The organism is Anaeromyxobacter paludicola (genome assembly GCF_023169965.1).
GTDB lineage: Bacteria > Myxococcota > Myxococcia > Myxococcales > Anaeromyxobacteraceae > Anaeromyxobacter_B > Anaeromyxobacter_B paludicola.
In genome coordinates this window covers 334,107-354,585 of the sequence record NZ_AP025592.1, presented here as the reverse complement: position 1 = coordinate 354,585, position 20,479 = coordinate 334,107, and the positions used below count along the sequence as shown (strand labels likewise).

Here is a 20,479-nt window from a genome sequence, read left to right as displayed (position 1 = left end):
GTTCGGCGGACGCCGGGCCGCGCGAAAGCACCGGCCACCCACCGGCGTGCACACTAGAATGACCGGCCGTGCTCACCCCCGACGCCGCCCTCCGGCGAATCCTCGACGCGCTCCGCCCCCGCGCGCCGCTCCAGGGCGAGCGCGTCCCCCTGGCCGAGGCCCGCGGCCGCGCCCTGGCCGAGGCGGTCGTCGCGGGCCGCCCCTCGCCCCCCTTCGACAACGCGTCCATGGACGGCTACGCGCTGCGCGCGGCCGACGCGCCCGCCCCGGGCGCCGGCCTGCCGGTCGCGTTCGACGTCTTCGCCGGCGCGCCCGCGGACCGCCCGCTCCCGCCCGGCGCGTGCTGCCGGATCTTCACCGGCGCCGCCATCCCGCCCGGCGCCGACGCGGTGGAGATGCAGGAGGAGGTCGAGCGGCGCGGCCGGCGCGCGATCTTCCGGCGCGCGGCGGTGAAGGGCCGGTTCGTCCGGGCCGCCGGGGCCGAGCTGCGCGAGGGCGCGGTCGCGCTCCCGCGCGGCGCGGTGGTGGACGCCGGCGCGGTCGGGCTCCTCGCCGCGCTGGGGCGGACCGAGGTGGCGGTCCACCGGCGCCCCCGGGTGGCCATCCTCGCGACCGGCAGCGAGCTCGTCCCGGTGGACGGCGCGCTCCGGCCCGGCCAGATCCGCGACTCCAACAGCCACGCCCTCGCGGCCGCGTGCCGGGAGGCGGGCGCCGAGCCCACGCTGCTCCCCATCGCCGGGGACGAGGCGGAGGCGCTCGACCGCGCCCTCGCCGGCGCCGCCCTCGCCGACGTGCTCCTCACGAGCGGCGGTGTGTCGGTCGGCGAGCGCGACCTCGTCCGGCCCGCGCTCGAGCGCGCCGGGTTCTCGCTCGACTTCTGGCGCGTGGCCATGAGGCCGGGCAAGCCGGTCGCCTTCGGCGCCTCGCCGCGCGCGGCGGTCTTCGGGCTCCCCGGGAACCCGGCGAGCGCCCTCGTCACCTTCGAGCTCTTCGTCCGGCCCGCGCTGCGCGCGCTGGCGGGGCTCCCCGGCAACGGCCGGGCGGTGCTGCCGGCGCGGCTCGCCGTGCCCTGGGCCAAGCCGGCCGGCCTGACCGTGTTCCTCCGCGCCCGGGCGCGCGTCGAGGCCGGCGCGCTCTGGGTGGAGCCGCTCGCCACGCAGGAGAGCGGCCACCTCACCTCGGTCACCGGCCACCAGGCCCTGGCCGTGCTCCCGGCCGGCGCGGAGCGGCTGCGGCGCGGCGCCCGCGTCTCCGCCATCCTGGTCGCCCCGCCCACCCTCGACCCCGCCGCCCCGTCCGACCTCGCATGACCGCCAGAGACCGAAAGACCGCCAAGTGGGATCGCCCCGAGGAGCACGACCACGTGCTCCTCATCGCCGACGACGACCAGCACCGGCTCGACCTCCTGCGCGAGCACCTGGCCCAGATCCCGGGCCGGCCTCGCGCCGCGGTGCTGGGCCGCTACCCGCGCTTCAAGCTGCGGATCGCCCGCGACGGGGAGGAGGTCTCCGAGCAGCTCTCGCCCGAGACCACCGTCCTCGCCATCGACCTCGGCATGCCGCGCCGCAGCGGGCTCGAGGTCATCGAGGAGGTGCGCCCGCGCCGCAGCGACCTCGCCATCCTCGCCTACACCGCGGGAGCGCGCGCCACCGAGGCGGTGGCGGCGATGATGGCCGGCGCCGACCACTTCCACGAGCTCAACGACATGGAGGGGTTCGAGCACGCGCTCGAGCTCGCCATCGACCGGCGGCGGCTCGCGAAGCTCATCGAGCGCAGCCACGCGGAGGCCGAGGAGGCCCGCAGCCGCCTCGCCCGGCTCGCCGGAATGAGCACCTCGCTGCCCGGGCTGCGGGTTCCGCAGGACCGCGAGGCGGTGATCCCGTTCCACGTCGCGGCGCAGCGATACCTTGCGGCTTCCGCAAAGCTCTACGAGGGGGATGCGCGCGGATTGGCCGAAAAGCTGGGGGTTTCCTACTTCGCCATGCGCAGGCTGCTCAAGCGCTTCGGGGTGCCGCTGCCCAGCCGGCCCCGCAAGGAAGGGACAAGCAAGGGCTAGAACGTTTCCGCTCTCCGTGCTAGAAGGTGTGCCCAACGAACGGCTTCCGCAAAACGGAATTGCGGAATCCGCAAAATGCCCCTCCTGACGAGGGGCCCACCAGCACGGAGGCATCCCCATGGCTCTCGCCGAAAAGTTCGCCGTCAACCTCAAGAGCGAGCGGCTTCGCCGCAAGCTGTCCCAGGAGATCCTGGCCTCGAAGGCCGGCCTCTCGGTCTCCTACATCTCGATGCTCGAGCGCGGCCAGCGCACCCCCCCGCTCGACACCCTCGAGTCGCTCGCCCGCGCCCTGGCCGTCGCGCCGACCTCGCTGCTCGCGTAGCGCAAGCGTCGGGGCTGGCGCCCCAAGCGACTGGAACCGGCGCGGCGCGGGGCCGCGCGCGGACCGGCCGTCGAGGCACCAGCTAGGCCGTGCAACGCGCCCCGGTTTCGCCTATCTTCGGGACCCTATGGCGCGCATGGTGATGTGCAAGAAGCTCGGCAAGGAGCTCCCCGGTCTCTCCTTCAAGCCCTTCCCGAACGAGCTCGGCCAGCGGATCTACGACAGCATCTCCCAGGACGCCTGGAAGCTGTGGCTCGAGTACTTCAAGATGATCATGAACGAGTACCGGCTGTCGCCCGCCGATCCCCGTTCCAACGAGATCCTGTTCCAGCAGGCTGAGCAGTTCTTCTTCGGCGAGGGCGCCCAGCTCCCGCCGGACTACCAGCCCCCCGCCGCCAAGAAGTAGCCCCTGCGCGCCATGCGCGCCGACGGCGACATCCTCCTCCTCTCGACGTACGAGCTCGGGCACCAGCCGCTCGGCCTCGCCCTGCCGCGCGCCTTCCTGGCGCGCGCGGGCTTCCGGCCGGCGGCCCTCGACCTGTCGCTGGAGCCGCTCGACGAGGCCGCGGTCCGCCGCGCGCGGCTCGTCGCGTTCGCGGTCCCGATGCACACCGCGCTCAAGCTGGCGCTCGCCGCCGCGGCGCGGGTGCGCGCCCTCAACCCGGCCGCCCTCGTCGTCTTCCACGGGCTCTACGCCCCGCTGCACGCGGCGCTCCTGCGCGCCGCCGGGGCGGCCGCGGTGCTGGGCGGCGAGTGCGAGGAGGAGCTGGTGCGGCTCGCCGAGGCGGCCGAGCGCGGCGAGGACCTCTCGCGCTTCGTCCAGGACGGCGCCGGAGCGGCGACGCTGCGGCGGCTGGACTTCCCCGTCCCCTCGCGCGAAGGCCTCCCCCCGCTCGAGCGCTACGCCCACCTCCAGGACGCGCGCGGGCTCCGGGTGGCCGGGTACGCCGAGGCGACGCGCGGCTGCCTCCACCGCTGCCGCCACTGCCCCATCCCCCCGCTCTACGGCGGCCGGCTCTTCGTGGTCCCGGTGGAGGCGGTCCTCGCCGACGTGGCCCAGCTCGTGGCGGCCGGCGCGACCCATGTGACCTTCGGCGATCCGGACTTCCTGAACGGCCCGGGCCACGCCCTGAGGGTGGCCCGCGCGCTCCACGCCCGCTTCCCGGCGGTCACCTTCGACTACACCGCCAAGGTGGAGCACCTGCTGCGCCGCCCGCTCCTCGTGGCCGAGCTCGGGGCCCTCGGGGCGCTCTTCGTGACCTCGGCGGTGGAGTCGCTCTCCGACCGGGTGCTCGCGAAGCTCGACAAGGGGCACACCCGCGCCGACGCGCTGCGCGCCTTCGAGCTCTGCGCGGAGACGGGCGTCGCGCTGCGCCCCTCGCTGCTCCCGTTCACCCCCTGGTCCACCCTCGAGGACTACCTCGACCTCCTCCAGACGTTCGAGGAGCGCGGCTGGCTGCCGCAGCTCGATCCGGTGCAGCTCTCGATCCGGCTCCTGGTCCCGCCCGGCTCGCTCCTGCTGCGCGACCCCGCCTTCGCCGGCGCGGCGCTCGACCCCGCCGCCCTCACCTTCCGCTGGGCCCACCCCGACCCGCGCATGGACGCGCTCCAGGCGAAGGTCGCCGGCCTCGTGGAGGAGCGGGCCGCGGCCGGCGCCGATCCGCTCGAGACCGTGGCGGCGGTGAAGGCGCTCGCGCTGGCGGCGGCCGGGCGGGTCCACCAGCACGTGACGCGGGCCCGGGACCGGCGCTTCACGCCCCGGCTCACCGAGAGCTGGTTCTGCTGAGCGGAGCCGACCGCGGGCCAGTTGGCTCCGCTGACGAAGGGCTGAGAGAGCGCGGATGCACGGTCGGGTCCGGGTCCTCTTTCACCTGGCAGGTGAAGCCCAGCGCCTCGGATCACACCATGGGCAGCGGCGCGCGGATGTCGATGCGCAGCCGCGCGTGGGCGGCCCGCAGCGCCGCCTCCACCTCGGCCGGCGCCTCCCCGCGCGCGAAGATGAAGCCGAAGTAGCAGTCGCCCTCCGGGAGCGGCGCCACCTCGCGCCCCTCCTGCGCGGTGACCACCACGTCCTCCACCCCCGGCACCGCCTTCGCCTCGTCGAGCCCGCCGACGCCGTGCAGGATCCCGGCGCGCGGGATGGGGATCATCATCACCCCGGCGGCGCGACGCTCCCGCTGCAGCGACGCGAGCGGCAGCCGGAGCGCGTGGCACACCAGGAGCTCCTCGAGCGAGATGCCCGCCCCGAACCGGAGCGTGCGGGCGCAGAGGCCGCCGATGGAGCGGGCGGCCACCTCGAGGATCACCGGCCCGGCGGGCGGGAGCCGCAGCTCGGCGTGGACCGGCCCCTCCCTGAGCCCGAGCGCGCGGCAGGCCTCGCCGGTGAGCCGGGCGATCTCCCGCTGGAGCGGGGCCGGGTGGCGCGACGGGGTGACGTAGAGCGTCTCCTCGAAGTAGGGACCGTCGAGCGGATCGGGCTTGTCGAAGAGCGCGAGCAGCTCGAAGGCGCCGCCGCGCAGGAGCCCCTCGACCGCCACCTCCGCCCCGGGGACGAACGCCTCCACGAGCACGGTGCGCGCCGCCTCGGCGCCGGCGGCCCGCCGCTCGGTCCGGGCCTCCCGCAGGATCCGCTCGATGCGCCGCCAGGCGGCGACGAAGCCGGCCGGGTCGTCGGCCCGGATGACGCCGCGGCTCGCCGACAGCACCACCGGCTTGAGGACGCACGGGTAAGTCACCGACGCCGCGGCCGCCTCGGGGTCGCCGTCGAGCCGGAAGGCGCGGAAGGCCGGGACGGGCAGCCCGGCCTCGGCCAGCCGGGTCCGCTGCGCCGCCTTGTCGGCGGCCCGGAGCGCCGCGTCGGGCGGGTTCCAGGGGAGCCCGAGCCGCTCCGCCGCCAGGGCGGCGATGACGGCCGTGGTCTCGTTCACCGGCACGATGCCGGCGATGGGCTCCTGCCGCGCCGCCGCCGCGATCTGCTCGGCCGCGTGCTCCGGCTTCCGGTAGTCGAGCGACCAGAGCCCCTGCTCCTCCCCGAAGGTCTCCTCGATCCGGTGGCAGCGATCCGTCCCCACCACCACCGGCACGCCGAGGCGGGCGGCGGCCGCGAGGAAGTCGTCGGTGCGGTAGCTCTGGGTGGGGGCGAGGAGCAGGAGGCGCGGCGCGGTCATGGGCCCCTGGAGATAGCCGAAAAGGAGAGCGGGCGCCCTGGTTGCCCGGAGCGCCCGCTCGATGCCGCTACTGAATTGGTGGACCCGACCGGGATCGAACCGGTGACCTTCTGAATGCCATTCAGACGCGCTCCCAGCTGCGCCACGGGCCCAGACTTTCTGGTTCCTCGGAGGGCATCGCCCCGAAGGAGGCGGCTTTGTAACCCCCCTCGCGATTCGCGTCAAGGGGGTTTCTGCCGCCTACTTCTTCGCGCCGCCGGAGGCCTTCTTGGCGGCCTTCTGGCGCTTCTTGCGGGCCTTCCAGGCCTGGCGGCGCTTCATGATGAGGCGGACGTGCTTGCTCTTGGAACGGGCCATGCGAACCACTCCTGTGAAGAGACCGTTGAGGCGGCCTTCTATAGCACGGCCGGCCGCGGGCCGCGCCGCTAATCCTGGCCGCGCCGCCCGCCGGCGACGAGCCGCTGCCAGTGGGAGGCCATCGCGCGCACCTCGTGCAGCGGGAGCGCCCGCGAGAGGTTGCCGTTCACGCCCTCCATGTCCTCGGCCATGCAGAGCGCGTTCAGGATCGCCTCCTCGGTGGCCTCGATCACCGCCTCGTAGAGCGGATCGAGCCGCTGGTCGAGCAGGATCTTCACCCGGTAGACCATCTTGCGCGTCTGCCGCGGCACCATGTTGGCGGTGGAGAACGCCAGCATGATCTCCCCCGAGCCGTGCATGGCCGAGGAGCCGACCCGCCCCACCCCGAGCGCCGCCCGCTTGGCGAGCCGGTTGAGCTGGTGGGTGATGAGCGGCGCGTCGGTGGCGACCACCGCGATGATCGAGCCGTAGTTGTTCACGCGCCGGGGCAGGCTGGCGTACCGCGGCTCGAGCAGCTCCCCCACCGGGAGCCCGCCCACGCGGAGCTGCCGCATCACGCCGAAGTTGCTCATCACCAGCACGCCGACCGTGTAGCCGCCGAGCGCCTGCGGCAGCTTCCGGCTCGCGGTGCCGATGCCGGCCTTGAAGTCGCAGGTGATCATGCCGGTGCCGCCGCCCACGTTCCCCTCGGGCACGGGGCCGTCGGCGGCCGTCTCGATGGCCTGGCGGACGTGCTCCTCGTGCACGTGCCCGCCGGCGATGTCGTTGAGCCACGAGTCGTCGCACTCGCCCACGAGCGGGATGATGACGTCGTGCTCGCCCCCGATGCCGGGGTACCGCTCCACCATCCACTTCACCGCGGCGTCCGACACCGCCCCGACGGAGAGGGTGTTGGTCAGGAAGATGGGGGTCTCGATGAGCCCCCACTCCATGAGCTGGGTGAGGCCGGAGACCTCGCCGGCGCCGTTGAGGATGAAGCCGCCCCCGACCACCCGCTCCTCGAACACGTTGGTGGGGTTGGGCAGGATGCAGGTGACCCCGGTGCGCACCGGCCCGCGCCCCGGCTGCAGGGGGCCCGCGCCGTGGACCAGGGTGCAGTGGCCGACCTTCACGCCGGCCACGTCGGTGATGGCGTTGAAGCGCCCCGGCCGGTAGCGGCCGAGCGGGATGCCGAGCTCGCGGGCGCGGAGGCGCCGCTCCGGGGCGGGGGCGGGATCGGCCACGCCCCTACCCTCCCTCGCCGTCGGGGGCCGCGGTCACGCCGTTCGCCCCGCCGGCGCCCTCGCGCGAGGCGGCGGCCTGGGCGCGCCGCTCCCGGACCCGCTCGCGCTCGCGCTCCTGGTAGCGCCGGATGGCGAAGGAGAGCACCTCGCCGATGAGGGCCCGGTACTCGATGCCGGCCGCCTGGGCGATGAGCACGAGGTCGCTCCAGCCGGGCGCCAGCCCCGGGAGCGGGTTCGACTCGATGAAGAAGAGCCGCCCCTCGGCGTCCATGCGGAAGTCCACCCGGGCCACGTCGCGGCAGCCGAGCGCGGTGAACACCTCGCGCGCCGCCCGCTCCAGCCGCTCCAGCTCGCGGGGCGAGAGCCGCGCCGGGACCTCGTAGCGCAGCTGGTCGCTCCAGTCCTGCTTGAGGTCGAAGGAGTAGATGGGGGTCGGGTCGGAGGCGTCGAGGAAGACGATCTCCATCGGCGGCAGCACCCGCGGCCGCCGCTCGCCGAGGAGGCCGACCGTGAACTCGCGCCCGGCGACGTACTGCTCCACGAGCGCCGGCTGCCGGTACTTCTGGATCACCTCGCGCGCGACCTGGCGCAGCTCGTCCTCGTTGCGCACCACCGACTTGCGCGTGACCCCCTTGCTCGTGCCCTCCGCGACCGGCTTCACGAGGAGCGGGAAGCGGGACAGCTCCTTGGGCAGCCGCTCCTTCCCGCTGTGCATCACGAGGTAGTCGGGGGTGAGGATGCCGTGGGCGCGCACCATGCGCTTCGCGAGCGCCTTGTCGAGGGCCACCGAGAGCGCCGCCGGGTCGGAGCCGGTGTACGGGATGTCGAGGAGCTCCAGCAGCGCCGGGACCTGCGACTCGCGGTTGCGCCCCTTGAAGCCCTCGGCGATGTTGAAGACCACGTCCACCGGCGTGGAGGCGAGCACGAGCGGCAGGTCGCTCGTCGCCTCGAGGTCCACCACCTCGTGGCCGTAGCTCGCGATGGCCTCGCGGATGGCCTGGAGCGTCTTCGGGGCGTCGTACTCGGCCTCGTCGTCCTGCTCGCCCGAGGGCTCGGGGGTGAGCCGCTTCACGTTGTAGGCGAAGCCCACCTTGAGCCGCTCCGCCCGGCGCGGCCGGCCGCGGCGCGAGCGCGGATCGGCGATGTTCCAGCGGGCCACGGCGCTGTCGATGACCGCCCCGAGCACGGCGTCGCTGTGGAGCCCCTCCAGCGCCGCCGCGGCGTAGATCGAGGCGCCGGCCTCGAGCGAGGGCAGCGCGTTCACCTCGAGGAAGTGGACCTGGCCGTCGTCGCCGACGCGGAAGTCCATCCGGGCGAGGTCGCGGATGCCGAGCACCCGCACCACGGCCTCGGCCTGGTCGCGGATCCGCTGCGCCTCGGCCCGGGCGAGCCGGGCCGGCGCGCGCACCGAGACCGCCTGGTCGAGGGCGGTCTTGAGGGCGTAGTCGTAGATGGCGTGGCGGCGCGCGCCGGCGATCGCCTCGTCCACCACGTACTCCACCGGCTGCAGCACCCCGCCCCGCTCCCGCGCGGCCGCCTCGAGGAAGGGCACGGTCACGTCGCGCCCGCGGATGAACTCCTCCACCAGCACGCCCGACGGGTACCGGGCGAGGGCGTCCTCGACGCTCCGGTGGAGCGCCAGCGGGTCCTCCACCACCGAGTCCTGGGTGATGCCCTTCGAGCTGCCCTCGAAGTTGGGCTTCACGATCACCGGGAACCGGAGCGCGTTCGGCTGCAGCTGCCGGGCGTCCTCGAGGTACTGCCAGCGCGGCGTGGTGACCCCGTGCTGCGCCAGGATGAGCTTGGTGAGCTGCTTGTCGAGGGTGAGCGCGAGGACGTAGGCGTCGGACCCGGTGTAGGGCATCGCCAGCTCGTCGAAGAGCCCCGGGAAGAACGCCTCCCGGAACCGCCCCCGCCGCCCCTCGGCGGTGTTGAAGATGAGGTCCGGGCCGTAGGCCTCGAGCCGGGCCACGGTGCGCGAGGCGGGGCCGGAGACCTCGATCCGCTCCACCCGGTGGCCGAGCCGCTCGATGGCCCCGGCGAGCGCCTCCACCGTCTCGCGGGTGTCGAACTCGGCCTCCTCCTCGGAGTCGGAGAGCCGGAGGTTGTGGGTGAGGGCGATGCGCACGCGGATCCCCCTTCGTGGAAGCTACTGGCGCAGGCGCGCCGAGCTGGCGGACGGCCCCTCGGGCGTGGGCGCCGCGGCGCCGAGGTCGGGGAGCACCCGCACCTCGATGCGCGAGACCACCTTGGCGTCGACCACCTGCGTGTCGGCGAGGGCGTCGCCGAGCCGGAGCCCGAGCGGATCCCGCAGCACCCGCCAGCTCTCGTACCCGAGCACGGCGATGGCCACCGCCGGGAGCGCGATCCAGAGCAGCGGCGCGGCGCCGAAGAGCGCCACCACCGCGAAGGGCGCGTTGCGGATGAACGACTCGCGCCACCCGACCGGCGCCCGGCGCGGGACCACCATCGCGCGCACGCCGAACATGCGCTTGCCGAAGGACTGCCCGTGCATGAGCCCGTCGGCGGCGAGCAGGTAGAGCGCCGCCAGCAGGATGCCGAGCTCGTGGTCGTGGCCGAGCCGCGCCACCAGGAACGCCAGGGTGAAGTCGGCGGCGCGCGCGAGCCCGCGCAGCGTGAGGTCGGCCTTCGGGTAGGGCGATCCCTCGCGGCGGGGGTCGGGCATCTCAGGCCTCGGCGGGCGCGGGGGGCTCCGGCTCCTCGTCGCCCCCGCGCGTGAAGAACAGGTACGCCATGGCGGGGCGGTGCGAGCCCTCGCGCATGACGAAGTGGATCGACTCGAAGCCGTAGCCCTGTCCGGCGCGCTCGTTGAGGACGCGCTCCAGGCTCTCCTCCGTCACCGGGGAGACCTCCACCACCTTGTAGAGCGGCTCGCTCAAGGCCGGCGGCCGGTGAGGAGCCGGGCCGCCTCGACCGCGCCGTAGGTGAGGATGAGGTCGGCGCCGGCGCGGCGGCAGCAGAGGAGCGTCTCGAGCAGCACCCGCTCGCCGTCGATCCAGCCGTTCCGGGCCGCCGCCTTGATCATCGCGTACTCGCCCGACACGTGGTACGCGGCGAGCGGCAGGTCGTAGCGGTCGCGGATCTGGCGGACCACGTCGAGGTACGGCACCGCCGGCTTCACCATCAGCATGTCGGCGCCCTCGGCCACGTCGAGCGCCACCTCGCGCAGCGCCTCGCGGGCGTTGGCGGGGTCCATCTGGTAGCCCTTGCGGTCCTTGGGGATCCCGGCGCCGGCCACCGGCGCGCTCTCGGCGGCGTCGCGGAACGGGCCGTAGAAGGCGCCGGCGTACTTCGCCGCGTAGGACATGATGGGCACGTCGTCGAAGCCGGCCTGGTCGAGCCCGGCCCGGAGGGCGCCGATCCGGCCGTCCATCATGTCGGAGGGCGCGACCACGTCGGCGCCGGCGCGGGCGTGGGAGACCGCCTCCTTCACCAGGAGCTCGAGGGTGGCGTCGTTGTCCACCACCAGCTCGGAGCCGGGGGCGCCGACCTTGGCCGGCTTGAGCACGCCGCAGTGGCCGTGGTCGGTGTACTCGCACATGCAGACGTCGGTCATCACCACCAGGCCGGGCACTCGCTCCTTCAGCGCGCGCACCGCCTGCTGCACCGGCTCGGCGTCGTCCCAGGCGGAGGTGCCGGTGGCGTCCTTGCGGGTGGGGATGCCGAAGAGGATGACGGAGCGGACGCCCGCGTCGTAGGCCGCCTGCGCCTCGGCCACCACCTCGTCCACCGAGAGCTGGAAGACCCCGGGCATGCTGCCGACCGGCCGCCGGACCTTCTGGCCGGGCGCGGCGAAGAGCGGGAGGATGAGGTCGTCGGGGGCGAGGGTGGTCTCGCGGACCAGGCCGCGCAGGGCCTCGGTGCGGCGGAGGCGGCGCGGTCGTTCCTGGGGGAATGGCATGGACCGATTGTCTAGCGCAATCGGGTCCTTCGCGGAAGGGGAGCGCGTCTCGCGCGCTCCGGGCGACCGGGCGTCCGCCCGCCCTACGGCCGCTCGGCGGGGTCCACCGCCCGCATCACCATGCCGGTCGCGAGCTTCGGGTAGAAGAAGGTGCTCTTCTGGGGCATGGTCTCGCTGGCGTCGGCGACCGCCTGCACCTGCCACATCGGGGTGGGGTTCACCACGAAGGCGAGCTGGTAGCGGCCCGCGAGCGCGCCGTGGATGGCCTCGCCGGTGTCGCGCACGAAGCCGAGGCTCCGCTCGTGCTCCTGGGCGTCGAGCGAGAGGCCGAGCACGTGCTCGAAGATCAGCCCGTGGAGGATCTCGACGTCGAGCGCGCGCAGCGTGTCGTTCCGCGGCAGTTCGGGGATGCCGAGGTCGGCGTCGTCGCGCAGCGTGAGGACGCGCGCCTTCTGGTCGGCGGCGCTCACCATCAGGAAGGCGGTGGACTTGCCGCCGTGCTCGGCGAGCTTCGACACCGCCCAGGCCCGGCCGGCGGTGCGCCGCACGTCCTCCTCGAGCGTCTCCACCCGGAACCAGCGCTCGAGCCGGGGCAGCAGGGTCGAGAGCTCCAGGTCCGGCAGGCCGAAGACCACCCGGTGCGTCGGGTAGATGACCACGCCCGGGTCGCTCGTCGCGCAGAGGTACATGAGCACGTAGCGGTGCCCGCCGTCCTCCGGCAGCCCCGGCCGCGCCCGGTCGAGCTCGTCGCGGTAGGTGAGCGCGGTCTCGTAGCGCGTGTGGCCGTCGGCGATGAACACGCGCTTCGGCGCGAGGATCTCGCGGACGGTGGCGATGACCGCGGGGTCGTCCACGCGCCAGAGCCGGTGGTGCACCCCGTCGTCCGAGATCGCCTCGGCGATGGTCTCGAGCGCGGAGGGGGCGACGGCCCCCGTCACCTCGTGCAGGTCGTCCTGGTAGAAGCCGAACACCGGCGAGAGGTTCGCCTTCACGTTCCGGATGAGCTCGAGCCGGTCCACCTTGGGCGCGGAGAGCGTCTTCTCGTGGGGGATGACGAGCCCCTCGCGATAGTCGGTGAGCCGGCAGGCGACGATCACGCCGCGGCGGGTGAGCCGGCGGCCGTCGGGCGCGGTGAACGACTGCTCCGAGGGGTAGATGGCGGGCCTGGGATCGACCCGCAGGATCCCCTCGGCGAGCCAGTCCTGGAAGGTGTGCGCCGCCCGCGTGTACTTGTTCTCCCCCGGCCCGTCGCCGGCCTTCTCCTTGCCGAGGATGAGGTGGGTGACGTTGTACGGGCTGCGCCCCAGCAGCTGCTCCTGCTGCCCCGGCGAGATGCAGTCGTACGGCGGGGAGATGAGCTCGCCGAGCCGGCCCGCGCGAGCGGTGGCGAAGCGGATTCCGCGAAATGGCGCGATGGCGGCCACGGGTGCCGGAACCTAGCCCACCGGGAGCGAGGGGCGCAAGCGAAGCCGCGCCGTCCGGGCGCCCGGATCAGCCTCCGGCGGCGGCCAGGATCTCCGCCCAGGGCACCGCCCCGGCGCGCACCTGGCGCGGCGCCGCCCCGGTGACGTCGGCGAGCGTGCTGGCGAGTCCCCCGGGCGTGGGCCCGGCGTCGAGGACGAGGTCGAGCCGGGCGCGCAGGGCGGGGTCGAGCGCCTCGGCCCGGGCCGGGGGCGGGCCGCCGGAGAGGTTGGCGCTGGTCGAGATGAGGGGGCCTCCCGCGAGCCGGGAGAGCTCCCGCGCCACCTCGCTGCCGGGCACCCGCACGGCCACCGTCCCGGCGCCGGCGGTGATCTCGGGCGCGAGCCCGGGCGCCGCCTCGAGCACCAGCGTGAGCGGGCCGGGCCAGAAGCGGGCGGCGAGCCGGGCCGCGAGCGGCGTCACCCGCGCCGCGACGGCGAAGGCCGCCTCGGGCGTGGCGGCGAGGAGCGGGAGCGGCTTCCCCTCCGGGCGGAGCTTGGCGGCGGCGAGCCGGGCGATGGCCTCCGGGGAGGAGGCGAGCGCGCCGAGCCCGTAGAAGGTCTCGGTGGGATAGGCGACGAGGCCGCCGGCGCGCAGGACCGCCGCCGCCTCCTCGACGCGCCGCCGCAGGTCGGGCGTCAGCGGGCGCCCCTCCCCGTCAGCACCGCCGGGATGGTGAGGAGGAAGATGCGCAGGTCGAGCCAGAGCGACCAGTTGTCGATGTAGGCGAGGTCGAGCGCCATCCAGCGCTCGAAGTCGATCTCGCTCCGCCCGCTCACCTGCCAGGTGCAGGTGATCCCGGGCTTCATGCTGAGGCGGCGCCGCTGCCAGCGCTGGTACTCCCGCACCTCCTCCGGGATGGGCGGCCGCGGCCCGACCACGCTCATCTCGCCCTTGAGGACGTTCCAGAACTGCGGCAGCTCGTCGAGCGAGGTGCGCCGCAGCCAGCGCCCCACCGGCGTGATGCGCGGGTCCTGGGCGTGCTTGTAGACCGGCCCCGACACCTGGCTCCGGCGCCGCATCTTCTGGTGCAGCCGCTCCGCGCCGGAGACCATGGAGCGGAACTTGAGGAGCGTGAACTCGCGCCCGTTGAGGCCCACCCGGCGCTGGCGGAAGAAGACCGGCCCGCGCGAGTCGAGCTTCACCGCCGCGGCGATGGCCAGGAAGACCGGGGCGCCGAGCAGGAGCACGAGCGCGCTCACCACGATGTCGAAGGCCCGCTTCGCGAAGAGCGCGATGGCGTCCTGGGGGATGGTGGTGAAGGAGAGGACCGGCACGCCCTCGAGCTCCTCCAGCTCCAGGCGGGCGACCCGGCGCGGGAAGAGGTCGAGGCAGACCTTCGCGCCCACCCCCTGCTCCTCGCACTGGTGCACCGCCTGCTCGATGGTGGCGAGCTGCTCGCGCGGGACGGCGAAGACCACCTCGTCGAGCACCTCCCGCTCCAGGATGGCGCCGAGCTCGGCGAGCCCGCCCAGCACCCGCCCCTCCCGCGGGGCCGGCGTGCCCTCCTCGAGGATCCAGCCCGCGAAGACCAGCCCCCAGTGCGGGTGGGCGGCGACGGCGTGGACGATCCCGAGCCCCAGGTCGCCCGAGCCGACCACGGCGTAGGAGCGCGTGTTGTAGCCCCGCCGGCGGGCGGCCCGGGCGAGGAGCCGCAGCCCGACCCGGTGCGCCAGCACCAGCGCGAAGACCACCGCGTAGTAGACGGCGACGAAGCTGCGGGAGACGTCGCTCTGGTGGAGGGCGAAGCCGATGGCCGCCACCGCCACCGCCACCAGCAGGAGCGAGCGGGCGATGCGCCACAGCTCCACCCAGAGCGGGCGGGTCCGGTAGGCCTGGTAGACCGCCGACCAGCGCGCCGCCGCGATCCAGAGCAGCAGGGAGGTGACGAGGAGGCCGTAGTAGCGCGAGATGGGGTAGAGGCCCGGGAGCTCGTCGGCGCCGGGCAGCGTGAGCCCGAAGCGGGGCAGCGCGTCGCGCACCCGGTAGGCGATGGGGAACGCCACCGAGAGCATGCAGAGGTCCCAGAGCCGGAGCCCCGTCGAGACCAGCCTGGCCTGTTGCTTGAGCATGAGGTCGCGCGCGCCTCCTGGCGGCGACCGGAATCTACTACGCGCCCCGCGCCAATTGAACCAACCTGCCTTGACCCTCCGGGTGGCGCGTGTTACCGCCGGTCGCGATGGCCGACCCCGGCGCCTTCATCGTGGTGGTCAACTGGAACGGCGCCGCGCTGCTCCCCGCCTGCCTCGAGGCGCTCCTCGCCCAGTCGCCCCGCCCCGAGGTCCTCGTGGTGGACAACGGCTCCGCCGACGCGAGCGCGGCGGCGGTGGCCCGGTTCCCCGGCGTGGGGTGGCTGCCGCTCGGGCGCAACGCCGGCTTCGCCGAGGCGAACAACGTGGGGCTGCGGCGGGGGCTCGAGGCCGGGGCCCGCTGGCTCGGCGTGGTGAACCCGGACGTGGTGGTGCAGCCGGGGTGGCTCGCGGCCCTCGTCGCCGCCGGCGAGGCCCACCCCCGGGCGGCGCTGCTCGGCGGGCTCCTGCTCCTCGGGGACGCGCCCGACCGCGTGAACTCGACCGGCCTCGTGCTCGACCGGCTCGGGCGGGTGAAGGACCGCGACTTCGGCCTGCCGGTCGCGGCGCTGCGCCGGCCGGAGGGGCCGGTGGCGGGGCTCACCGGGGGCGCCCTCCTCTGCCGGGCCGAGGCGCTGCGGGAGATCGGCCTCTTCGACCCGGGCTACTGGGCCTACTACGAGGACGCCGACCTGTCGCTCCGGGCGGCGCGCCGGGGCTTCGAGTCCCGCTACGTGCCGGGCGCCCGGGCCCTCCACGGGTTCGGCAAGAGCTTCGGCGCGGGCTCGCCCCGGCAGAAGTACTGGCTCGCCCGCAACCACCTGCGCTTCGTGGCGGCGCACTGGCCGGTGCCCTTCGTGCTCGCGGCGGCGCCGCTCCTGGCGGCCTGGCGGGCCGGGGTGGCCGCGCCGCTCGCGCTCGCGCGCGGGCGGGGCCGGCTCGCGGGGGCCCACCTGCGGGGCGCCGGCGCGGGGCTGCTCGCGGCGGGCGACCGGTTGCTCGCCCGGGCCGGGCTCCGGCGCGGGGGCGGCGGCGCGTCCTAGCCGGCGCGGCTGTGGGGCGCGGGCGGCGAGAAGCCCTGCAGCTCGCGGTAGCGGGCGATGGCCGGCACCGGCGGCCCGTCGAACACCAGCTCGCCGTGGTGCATCACCAGCACCCGACCGCAGAGCTCCTCGACCGAGTCCATGCCGTGCGACACGTAGAAGATGGTGCAGCCGCTCGCCCGGATGGCGCGGATCCGCTCCATGCACTTGGCCTGGAAGCGCTCGTCGCCCACCGCGAGCACCTCGTCGATGATCAGGATCTCCGGCTCGACGTCGGCGGCGATGGCGAACCCGAGCCGGGCGTACATGCCCGAGCTGTAGTTCTTCACCGGCATGTCGATGAGCTCGCCGAGCTCGCTGAACTCGACGATCCGGTCGAACTTCCGGGCCATCTCCTTGCGGCTGTAGCCCATGAGCGCGCCGTTCAGGAAGACGTTGTCGCGCCCGGTGAGGTCGGGGTCGAAGCCGGCGGCGAGCTCGATCATCGGCGAGACGCGGCCGTCCACCCGCACCGTGCCCCGGGTCGGCTTGAGCACGCCGGCGGCCATCTTGAGGAGGGTGCTTTTGCCGGAGCCGTTGTGCCCGATGAGCCCGACCGACTCGCCCGGCCGGACGTCGAAGCTCACGTCCTTCACCGCCCAGAGCTCGTCGGCGGCGCCGAGGTGCCGGAAGCGGCCGAGGATCGCCTCCTTGAGCGTGTTGACCTTCTCCCGGTGCATCCGGAAGCAGATCGAGACGTGCTGGAAGGAGAGGGAGCCGGGCATCGTCTCAGAAGTAGTGGATGTGGCGGTCCTGCACCCGCTCGAAGATCGCGAGCCCGGCGCCGAGCGAGAGCGCGGCCCAGCCGGCGGCGAGGAGCAGCGTGCGCGGGTCGGGGACGCGCCCGTCGTAGATGGCGCTCTGGAAGCAGCGGACGATGGGGGCGGCCGGGTTGAGCTCGAGCGCCCGGCGCACCGCCGGGTACGGGAGCTTCTCGAGGTAGCTCGCGGGGTAGATGACCGGGGTCAGGTAGAACCAGACCTGGAAGAGGATGTCGATGAGGTGCCGCGTGTCCCGGAAGAACACCATGAGCGAGCTGAAGAGCAGCGACAGCCCGGCGGTGAAGGCGGTCGCGAAGGCGAGCGCCGGGAGGAGCATGAGCCAGCTCGGGCCGGGCACCCGGCCCATGAGCGCGGCGAGGAGGGCGAGCGGCACGAGCGAGAGGAGCAGGTCCACCAGCTTCGAGCCGACCACCGCGATCGGGTAGACCGCCTGCGGCACCGCCACCTTGCGGATCAGCCCCTGGTTGTTGAGGAGCGCGTGCGCCGAGGCGATGCTCGAGACCGAGATGAGGGTCCAGGGCAGGAGCCCGGAGAGCAGGAAGACCGGGAACTGCGGCACGCCCACCTTCATGATGGTGGAGAAGACGAGCGTGTAGACCACCATCTGCAGGAGCGGGTTGAGCAGGGACCAGAACATCCCCAGCACGCTCCGCTTGTAGCGGACCTTGAGGTCCCGCCCGACCAGCAGGGCGAGGAGCTCCCGGAAGCGGTAGAGCTCCACGAAGGGGCGCGAGAGGGCGTTCACCGGGCCGGCCTCGCCTGCCACTCCGCGTGGAACCGGTCGAGCTGCGCCGCGAGCTCGAGCGGCTGGGCGCGCAGGAGGGCGCGGGCCCGATCCACGACCAGCCCGCTCCGGAGCGGGCGCGGCGACGCGAGCTGCACGTCGGCCACCCTCACCGGCACGATCTCCCCCGCGAGGCCGAAGCGGGCCGCGACCCGGCGCGCGAACTCGACGCGGTCCACCACCGTGGCGCCGCTCGTGTGCAGCACGCCGCGGTACGAGGTCCCGAGGAGCAGCTCGCAGGTCATGGCAGCGGCGTTGGCGGCCAGCGTCGGCGAGACGAGCTGGTCGCAGAACGCCCGGACCGGCTCCCCGCGCGACAGCCGCTCGACGATCTGCGTGGCGAAGGTGCTCTTCGCGCCGGGGCGGCCGCTGTACACCACCGCCACCCGGGCCACCGCGCAGTCCGGGGCGAGCAGGAGCGCGGCCTCCTCCCCCACGCGCTTCGAGCGGGCGTAGGCGCCGCGCGGGTTCGGGACGTCCTCCTCGCGGTAGGGGCCGGCCTCGCCGTCGAACACGTAGTCGGTGGAGACGGCCACCAGCCGCGCCCCGAGCGCGCGGCAGGCGCGGGCCACCTGCTCGGTCCCGCCGGCGTTGACGCGCCAGGCCTGCTCCGGGTCGCGCTCGCAGGCGTCCACGTCGGTCATGGCGCCGGCGTGGAGCACCGCCTCGGCGCGGAACTCGCGCAGGGCCCGCTCGACGGAGCGCCCGTCCCCGAGGTCCGCCTCCGCCCAGCGGTGGCGCCCCGGCGGCAGCCGGCAGGCGCCGCGGCCCACGGCGAGCACCTCGTGCGCCGGCGCGAGCAGCGCCACGGCCTCGCCGCCGAGGAGCCCGTTCGCGCCGGTCACGGCGACCCTCACCGGCGGTCCCCGTATTGCTTCTCGTAGTAGCGCAGGTACTCGCCGGAGATGACCCGCTCCCACCAGTCCCGGTGCTCGCGGTACCAGGTCACCGTGTCGGCGAGGCCGTCCTCGAAGGTCCAGCGCGGCGCCCAGCCCAGCTCGCGGCGCGCCTTGGCGGCGTCGATGGCGTAGCGCCGGTCGTGGCCGGGCCGGTCCTTCACGTAGGTGATGAGGCTGCGCGGCTTGCCCAGGGCGTCGAGCACGCCCTCGACGATGCGGATGTTCTCGCGCTCGCTCGACGCGCCGAAGTTGTAGACCTCGCCCGCCTTGCCGCGCTCGAGCGCCGCCACCAGGCCGGCGCAGTGGTCCTCGACGTGGATCCAGTCGCGCACGTTCCGGCCGTCGCCGTACACCGGCAGCGGCAGGTCGCGGATCGCGTTCGCGATCATGAGCGGGATGAGCTTCTCCGGGAACTGGTAGCGCCCGTAGTTGTTGGAGCAGCGGGTCACCACCACCGGCATCCCGAAGGTGTGCGCGTAGGCGAGCGCCAGGAGGTCGGAGCCGGCCTTCGAGGCCGAGTAGGGGCTCGAGGGGTCGAGCGGGGTCTCCTCGGTGAAGTACCCGGTGGGCCCGAGCGAGCCGTAGACCTCGTCGGTGGAGACGTGGAGGAAGCGCGCCACGCCGCGCGCGCGGGCCGCCTCGAGCAGCATCTGCGTGCCGACCACGTTGGTCTCGACGAAGACCGCGGGGGTGAGGATGGACCGGTCCACGTGGCTCTCGGCCGCGAGGTGCATCACCGCGTCGATCCGCTCGGTGGCGAGGAGGTCGGCCACGAGCTCGCCGTTCGCGACGTCGCCCCGCACGAAGCGGTAGCGCGGGTGGCCCACCACGTCGGCCAGGTTCTCGGCGTTGCCGGCGTAGGTGAGCTTGTCGAGGTTGACGACCCGCCACTCCGGCCGGTTCGCGAGCAGCCAGCGCACGAGGTTCGAGCCGATGAAGCCGGCCCCGCCGGTGAGGAGGACGTTCATCGCGGCCTAGCCGTCCTTCCGGGCCCAGTCGTACGGGATGTGGTTCTCGTGCGCCGGGAGCCGGTACTCGTCGGGCGACTGGTAGTCGTACGGCTTCGTCACGATGTTCACGATGAGCGACTCGGTCTCGCCGATGTTCTTGAACCCGTGCCAGACGTTCGGCGGGATGACGACCAGCTGCGCGTTGTGATCGCCGAGGAAGAACTCGTTCACCGTGCCGCGCGTCGGCGAGCCGTCCCGCTCGTCGAAGAGGACGAGCTTGATCATGCCCCGCACGCACACGAAGTTGTCGTGCTGCAGCTTGTGGTAGTGCCAGGCCTTGGTCACCCCCGGGTACATGGTGGTGAGGTAGGTCTGGCCGAACTCGAGGAAGACCTCGTCGTCCCGCCGGAGCATCTCCATGAGCCGCCCGCGCTCGTCGGGGATGACCTTGAGCTGCTTCACGCGAACGCCGTCGATGAGCTTCTGCGCCATGCGGAGGGGTCCCCCTGTGAACGTTCAGGCCGCGCGGTTGCGCGCGCGGCGGGCGCCGGAGGGCGCCGGCGGAGCCGAGGTGACGAGCTCGGTGGCGAGCTTGAGCGACTCGAAGGTGCCGGCGTCGGTCCACCAGCCCTGGAAGGTCTCGAAGCAGAGCTGCCGCCTCGCCAGGTAGCCGTTGTTGACGTCGGTGATCTCGAGCTCGCCGCGCGCCGACGGCTTGAGCTTGCGGATGAGGTCGAACACCCGCGCATCGTAGAAGTAGATGCCGGTGACGGCGAGGTCGCTCTTGGGCGCCTTCGGCTTCTCCTCGATCCCGAGGATCCGATCGCCCTTCACGGCGGCCACGCCGAACCGCTGCGGGTCGGAGACCTGCTTGAGGACGATGCGCGCGCCCTTCTTCTGGCGGGCGAAGCGCTGCGCGAACGGGGCGAGGTCGTCCTGGAACACGTTGTCGCCCAGGATCACGCAGAGCGGGTCCCCGCCGGCGAAGTTCTCGGCGAGCCCGAGCGCCTGGGCGATGCCGCCGGCCTCGTCCTGCACCTTGTAGGTGAAGCGGCAGCCGAAGTCCTTGCCGGACCCGAGCAGGTTCACCACGTCCCCCATGTGCTCGACCCCGGTGACGATCAGGATCTCGGTCATCCCGGCCCCGACGAGCTTCCTCACGGGGTGGTAGATCATCGGCTCCCGGCCGACCGGCAGGAGGTGCTTGTTGGTCACCTTGGTGAGGGGGAACAGCCGAGAGCCGGTGCCGCCGGCGAGCACGACGCCTTTCATGGGGACTCCTGAGCTGGGTCGCCGGGTTCTAGCGCGCGGTCCGCGAGGGTGTCAACGCGAGGAAATTCCGGGAGGTTACGTTCGTTGACACCTCGCGGAGCCCTCGACTAGAACCGGGAGTTCGGACGGGGAG

Annotated in this window: 22 protein-coding genes and 1 tRNA gene; 6 read left to right on the top strand and 17 right to left on the bottom strand. The window is 73.8% G+C overall.

Annotation, left to right across the window (positions count from 1 at the left end):
• Window positions 1-68: 68 nt before the first annotated feature.
• The 5 genes from AMPC_RS01640 to AMPC_RS01620 all read left to right on the top strand — a co-directional run bounded on the left by AMPC_RS01640 (window position 69) and on the right by AMPC_RS01620 (window position 4,164).
• Entirely contained in the window at window positions 69-1,310 is a 1,242-nt protein-coding gene (locus AMPC_RS01640) for a molybdopterin molybdotransferase MoeA (protein WP_248343808.1), read from the top strand.
• Window positions 1,307-2,056, top strand: coding sequence for a response regulator (locus AMPC_RS01635; RefSeq protein WP_248343807.1), 750 nt, complete (start codon window positions 1,307-1,309; stop codon window positions 2,054-2,056). Before AMPC_RS01640 ends, AMPC_RS01635 begins: the two co-directional genes overlap by 4 nt.
• Window positions 2,057-2,174: 118 nt before the next feature.
• Window positions 2,175-2,378: a helix-turn-helix domain-containing protein gene (locus AMPC_RS01630; protein ID WP_248343806.1), complete on the top strand. Its 204-nt coding sequence runs from the start codon at window positions 2,175-2,177 to the stop codon at window positions 2,376-2,378.
• Between the two features lie 127 nt (window positions 2,379-2,505).
• Window positions 2,506-2,784, top strand: a complete 279-nt coding sequence (locus tag AMPC_RS01625; RefSeq protein WP_248343805.1) for an oxidative damage protection protein — start codon at window positions 2,506-2,508, stop codon at window positions 2,782-2,784.
• Between the two features lie 12 nt (window positions 2,785-2,796).
• Window positions 2,797-4,164: a CUAEP/CCAEP-tail radical SAM (seleno)protein gene (locus tag AMPC_RS01620; RefSeq protein ID WP_248343804.1), complete on the top strand. Its 1,368-nt coding sequence runs from the start codon at window positions 2,797-2,799 to the stop codon at window positions 4,162-4,164.
• Window positions 4,165-4,276: 112 nt separating this feature from the next.
• On the opposite strand, the gene AMPC_RS01615 is transcribed toward AMPC_RS01620, so the two are convergent.
• The 11 genes from AMPC_RS01615 to AMPC_RS01565 form a co-directional block, all read right to left on the bottom strand.
• A complete protein-coding gene (locus tag AMPC_RS01615) occupies window positions 4,277-5,545 on the bottom strand; it encodes an ATP-grasp domain-containing protein (protein ID WP_248343803.1) in 1,269 nt (422 codons plus the stop codon).
• 76 nt (window positions 5,546-5,621) lie between these two features.
• Window positions 5,622-5,697: transfer RNA gene (locus AMPC_RS01610), tRNA-Ala, on the bottom strand.
• An 88-nt stretch (window positions 5,698-5,785) separates the two neighbouring features.
• A complete protein-coding gene (locus AMPC_RS01605; RefSeq protein WP_248343802.1) occupies window positions 5,786-5,902 on the bottom strand; it encodes an aminopeptidase in 117 nt (38 codons plus the stop codon).
• A 68-nt stretch (window positions 5,903-5,970) separates the two neighbouring features.
• A complete protein-coding gene (locus tag AMPC_RS01600; RefSeq protein ID WP_248343801.1) occupies window positions 5,971-7,125 on the bottom strand; it encodes a DmpA family aminopeptidase in 1,155 nt (384 codons plus the stop codon).
• A 4-nt stretch (window positions 7,126-7,129) separates the two neighbouring features.
• Complete coding sequence (locus tag AMPC_RS01595; protein WP_248343800.1) at window positions 7,130-9,253, bottom strand: D-alanine--D-alanine ligase family protein; 2,124 nt, start codon at window positions 9,251-9,253, stop codon at window positions 7,130-7,132.
• 21 nt (window positions 9,254-9,274) lie between these two features.
• Window positions 9,275-9,811: an RDD family protein gene (locus tag AMPC_RS01590; RefSeq protein ID WP_248343799.1), complete on the bottom strand. Its 537-nt coding sequence runs from the start codon at window positions 9,809-9,811 to the stop codon at window positions 9,275-9,277.
• Between the two features lies 1 nt (window position 9,812).
• A complete protein-coding gene (locus AMPC_RS01585) occupies window positions 9,813-10,025 on the bottom strand; it encodes a DUF4177 domain-containing protein (protein WP_248343798.1) in 213 nt (70 codons plus the stop codon).
• Window positions 10,022-11,047 (bottom strand): porphobilinogen synthase, encoded by a 1,026-nt coding sequence (gene hemB / locus AMPC_RS01580; RefSeq protein WP_248343797.1) that lies wholly within the window; start codon window positions 11,045-11,047, stop codon window positions 10,022-10,024. The genes AMPC_RS01585 and hemB overlap by 4 nt, the downstream gene beginning before the upstream one ends.
• An 83-nt stretch (window positions 11,048-11,130) precedes the next feature.
• Window positions 11,131-12,471, bottom strand: coding sequence for a DUF1015 domain-containing protein (locus AMPC_RS01575; RefSeq protein WP_248343796.1), 1,341 nt, complete (start codon window positions 12,469-12,471; stop codon window positions 11,131-11,133).
• A gap of 67 nt (window positions 12,472-12,538) precedes the next feature.
• Complete coding sequence (locus AMPC_RS01570) at window positions 12,539-13,105, bottom strand: L-threonylcarbamoyladenylate synthase (protein WP_248346380.1); 567 nt, start codon at window positions 13,103-13,105, stop codon at window positions 12,539-12,541.
• Window positions 13,106-13,146: 41 nt separating this feature from the next.
• The gene (locus AMPC_RS01565; RefSeq protein ID WP_248343795.1) at window positions 13,147-14,580 is read right to left on the bottom strand and encodes a sugar transferase; all 1,434 of its coding nucleotides are present in this window, start codon (window positions 14,578-14,580) and stop codon (window positions 13,147-13,149) included.
• 107 nt (window positions 14,581-14,687) lie between these two features.
• Between AMPC_RS01565 and AMPC_RS01560 the strand changes: the two genes are divergently transcribed.
• Window positions 14,688-15,620 carry a glycosyltransferase family 2 protein gene (locus AMPC_RS01560; protein ID WP_248343794.1) on the top strand — a complete coding sequence of 311 codons (933 nt, stop codon included), beginning with the start codon at window positions 14,688-14,690 and terminating at the stop codon, window positions 15,618-15,620.
• On the opposite strand, the gene AMPC_RS01555 is transcribed toward AMPC_RS01560, so the two are convergent.
• From AMPC_RS01555 to AMPC_RS01530, 6 genes are read right to left on the bottom strand one after another with little or no spacing between them, the layout of a single operon-like run.
• Window positions 15,617-16,384, bottom strand: a complete 768-nt coding sequence (locus tag AMPC_RS01555) for an ABC transporter ATP-binding protein (RefSeq protein WP_248343793.1) — start codon at window positions 16,382-16,384, stop codon at window positions 15,617-15,619. The genes AMPC_RS01560 and AMPC_RS01555 overlap by 4 nt on opposite strands.
• Window positions 16,385-16,388: 4 nt before the next feature.
• Window positions 16,389-17,186: an ABC transporter permease gene (locus AMPC_RS01550; RefSeq protein WP_248343792.1), complete on the bottom strand. Its 798-nt coding sequence runs from the start codon at window positions 17,184-17,186 to the stop codon at window positions 16,389-16,391.
• The gene (locus AMPC_RS01545) at window positions 17,183-18,082 is read right to left on the bottom strand and encodes an SDR family oxidoreductase (protein WP_248343791.1); all 900 of its coding nucleotides are present in this window, start codon (window positions 18,080-18,082) and stop codon (window positions 17,183-17,185) included. Before AMPC_RS01545 ends, AMPC_RS01550 begins: the two co-directional genes overlap by 4 nt.
• Window positions 18,079-19,092, bottom strand: coding sequence for a dTDP-glucose 4,6-dehydratase (gene rfbB, locus AMPC_RS01540; RefSeq protein WP_248343790.1), 1,014 nt, complete (start codon window positions 19,090-19,092; stop codon window positions 18,079-18,081). The genes AMPC_RS01545 and rfbB overlap by 4 nt, the downstream gene beginning before the upstream one ends.
• 6 nt (window positions 19,093-19,098) lie before the next feature.
• Window positions 19,099-19,566 carry a dTDP-4-dehydrorhamnose 3,5-epimerase family protein gene (locus AMPC_RS01535; RefSeq protein ID WP_248343789.1) on the bottom strand — a complete coding sequence of 156 codons (468 nt, stop codon included), beginning with the start codon at window positions 19,564-19,566 and terminating at the stop codon, window positions 19,099-19,101.
• 24 nt (window positions 19,567-19,590) lie between these two features.
• Complete coding sequence (locus tag AMPC_RS01530) at window positions 19,591-20,346, bottom strand: sugar phosphate nucleotidyltransferase (RefSeq protein ID WP_248343788.1); 756 nt, start codon at window positions 20,344-20,346, stop codon at window positions 19,591-19,593.
• Between the last annotated feature and the right edge of the window lie 133 nt (window positions 20,347-20,479).

Bases quoted from the DNA above. Each gene is read 5' to 3' on its own strand.
- AMPC_RS01605 (WP_248343802.1), bottom strand. From the start codon at position 5,902: ATGGCCCGTTCCAAGAGCAAGCACGTCCGCCTCATCATGAAGCGCCGC.
- AMPC_RS01630 (WP_248343806.1), top strand. From the start codon at position 2,175: ATGGCTCTCGCCGAAAAGTTCGCCGTCAACCTCAAGAGCGAGCGGCTT.
- AMPC_RS01530 (WP_248343788.1), bottom strand. From the start codon at position 20,346: ATGAAAGGCGTCGTGCTCGCCGGCGGCACCGGCTCTCGGCTGTTCCCC.
- AMPC_RS01560 (WP_248343794.1), top strand. From the start codon at position 14,688: ATGGCCGACCCCGGCGCCTTCATCGTGGTGGTCAACTGGAACGGCGCC.
- AMPC_RS01590 (WP_248343799.1), bottom strand. From the start codon at position 9,811: ATGCCCGACCCCCGCCGCGAGGGATCGCCCTACCCGAAGGCCGACCTC.
- AMPC_RS01535 (WP_248343789.1), bottom strand. From the start codon at position 19,566: ATGGCGCAGAAGCTCATCGACGGCGTTCGCGTGAAGCAGCTCAAGGTC.
- AMPC_RS01565 (WP_248343795.1), bottom strand. From the start codon at position 14,580: ATGCTCAAGCAACAGGCCAGGCTGGTCTCGACGGGGCTCCGGCTCTGG.
- AMPC_RS01620 (WP_248343804.1), top strand. From the start codon at position 2,797: ATGCGCGCCGACGGCGACATCCTCCTCCTCTCGACGTACGAGCTCGGG.
- AMPC_RS01555 (WP_248343793.1), bottom strand. From the start codon at position 16,384: ATGCCCGGCTCCCTCTCCTTCCAGCACGTCTCGATCTGCTTCCGGATG.
- AMPC_RS01635 (WP_248343807.1), top strand. From the start codon at position 1,307: ATGACCGCCAGAGACCGAAAGACCGCCAAGTGGGATCGCCCCGAGGAG.
- AMPC_RS01615 (WP_248343803.1), bottom strand. From the start codon at position 5,545: ATGACCGCGCCGCGCCTCCTGCTCCTCGCCCCCACCCAGAGCTACCGC.
- rfbB (WP_248343790.1), bottom strand. From the start codon at position 19,092: ATGAACGTCCTCCTCACCGGCGGGGCCGGCTTCATCGGCTCGAACCTC.
- hemB (WP_248343797.1), bottom strand. From the start codon at position 11,047: ATGCCATTCCCCCAGGAACGACCGCGCCGCCTCCGCCGCACCGAGGCC.
- AMPC_RS01625 (WP_248343805.1), top strand. From the start codon at position 2,506: ATGGCGCGCATGGTGATGTGCAAGAAGCTCGGCAAGGAGCTCCCCGGT.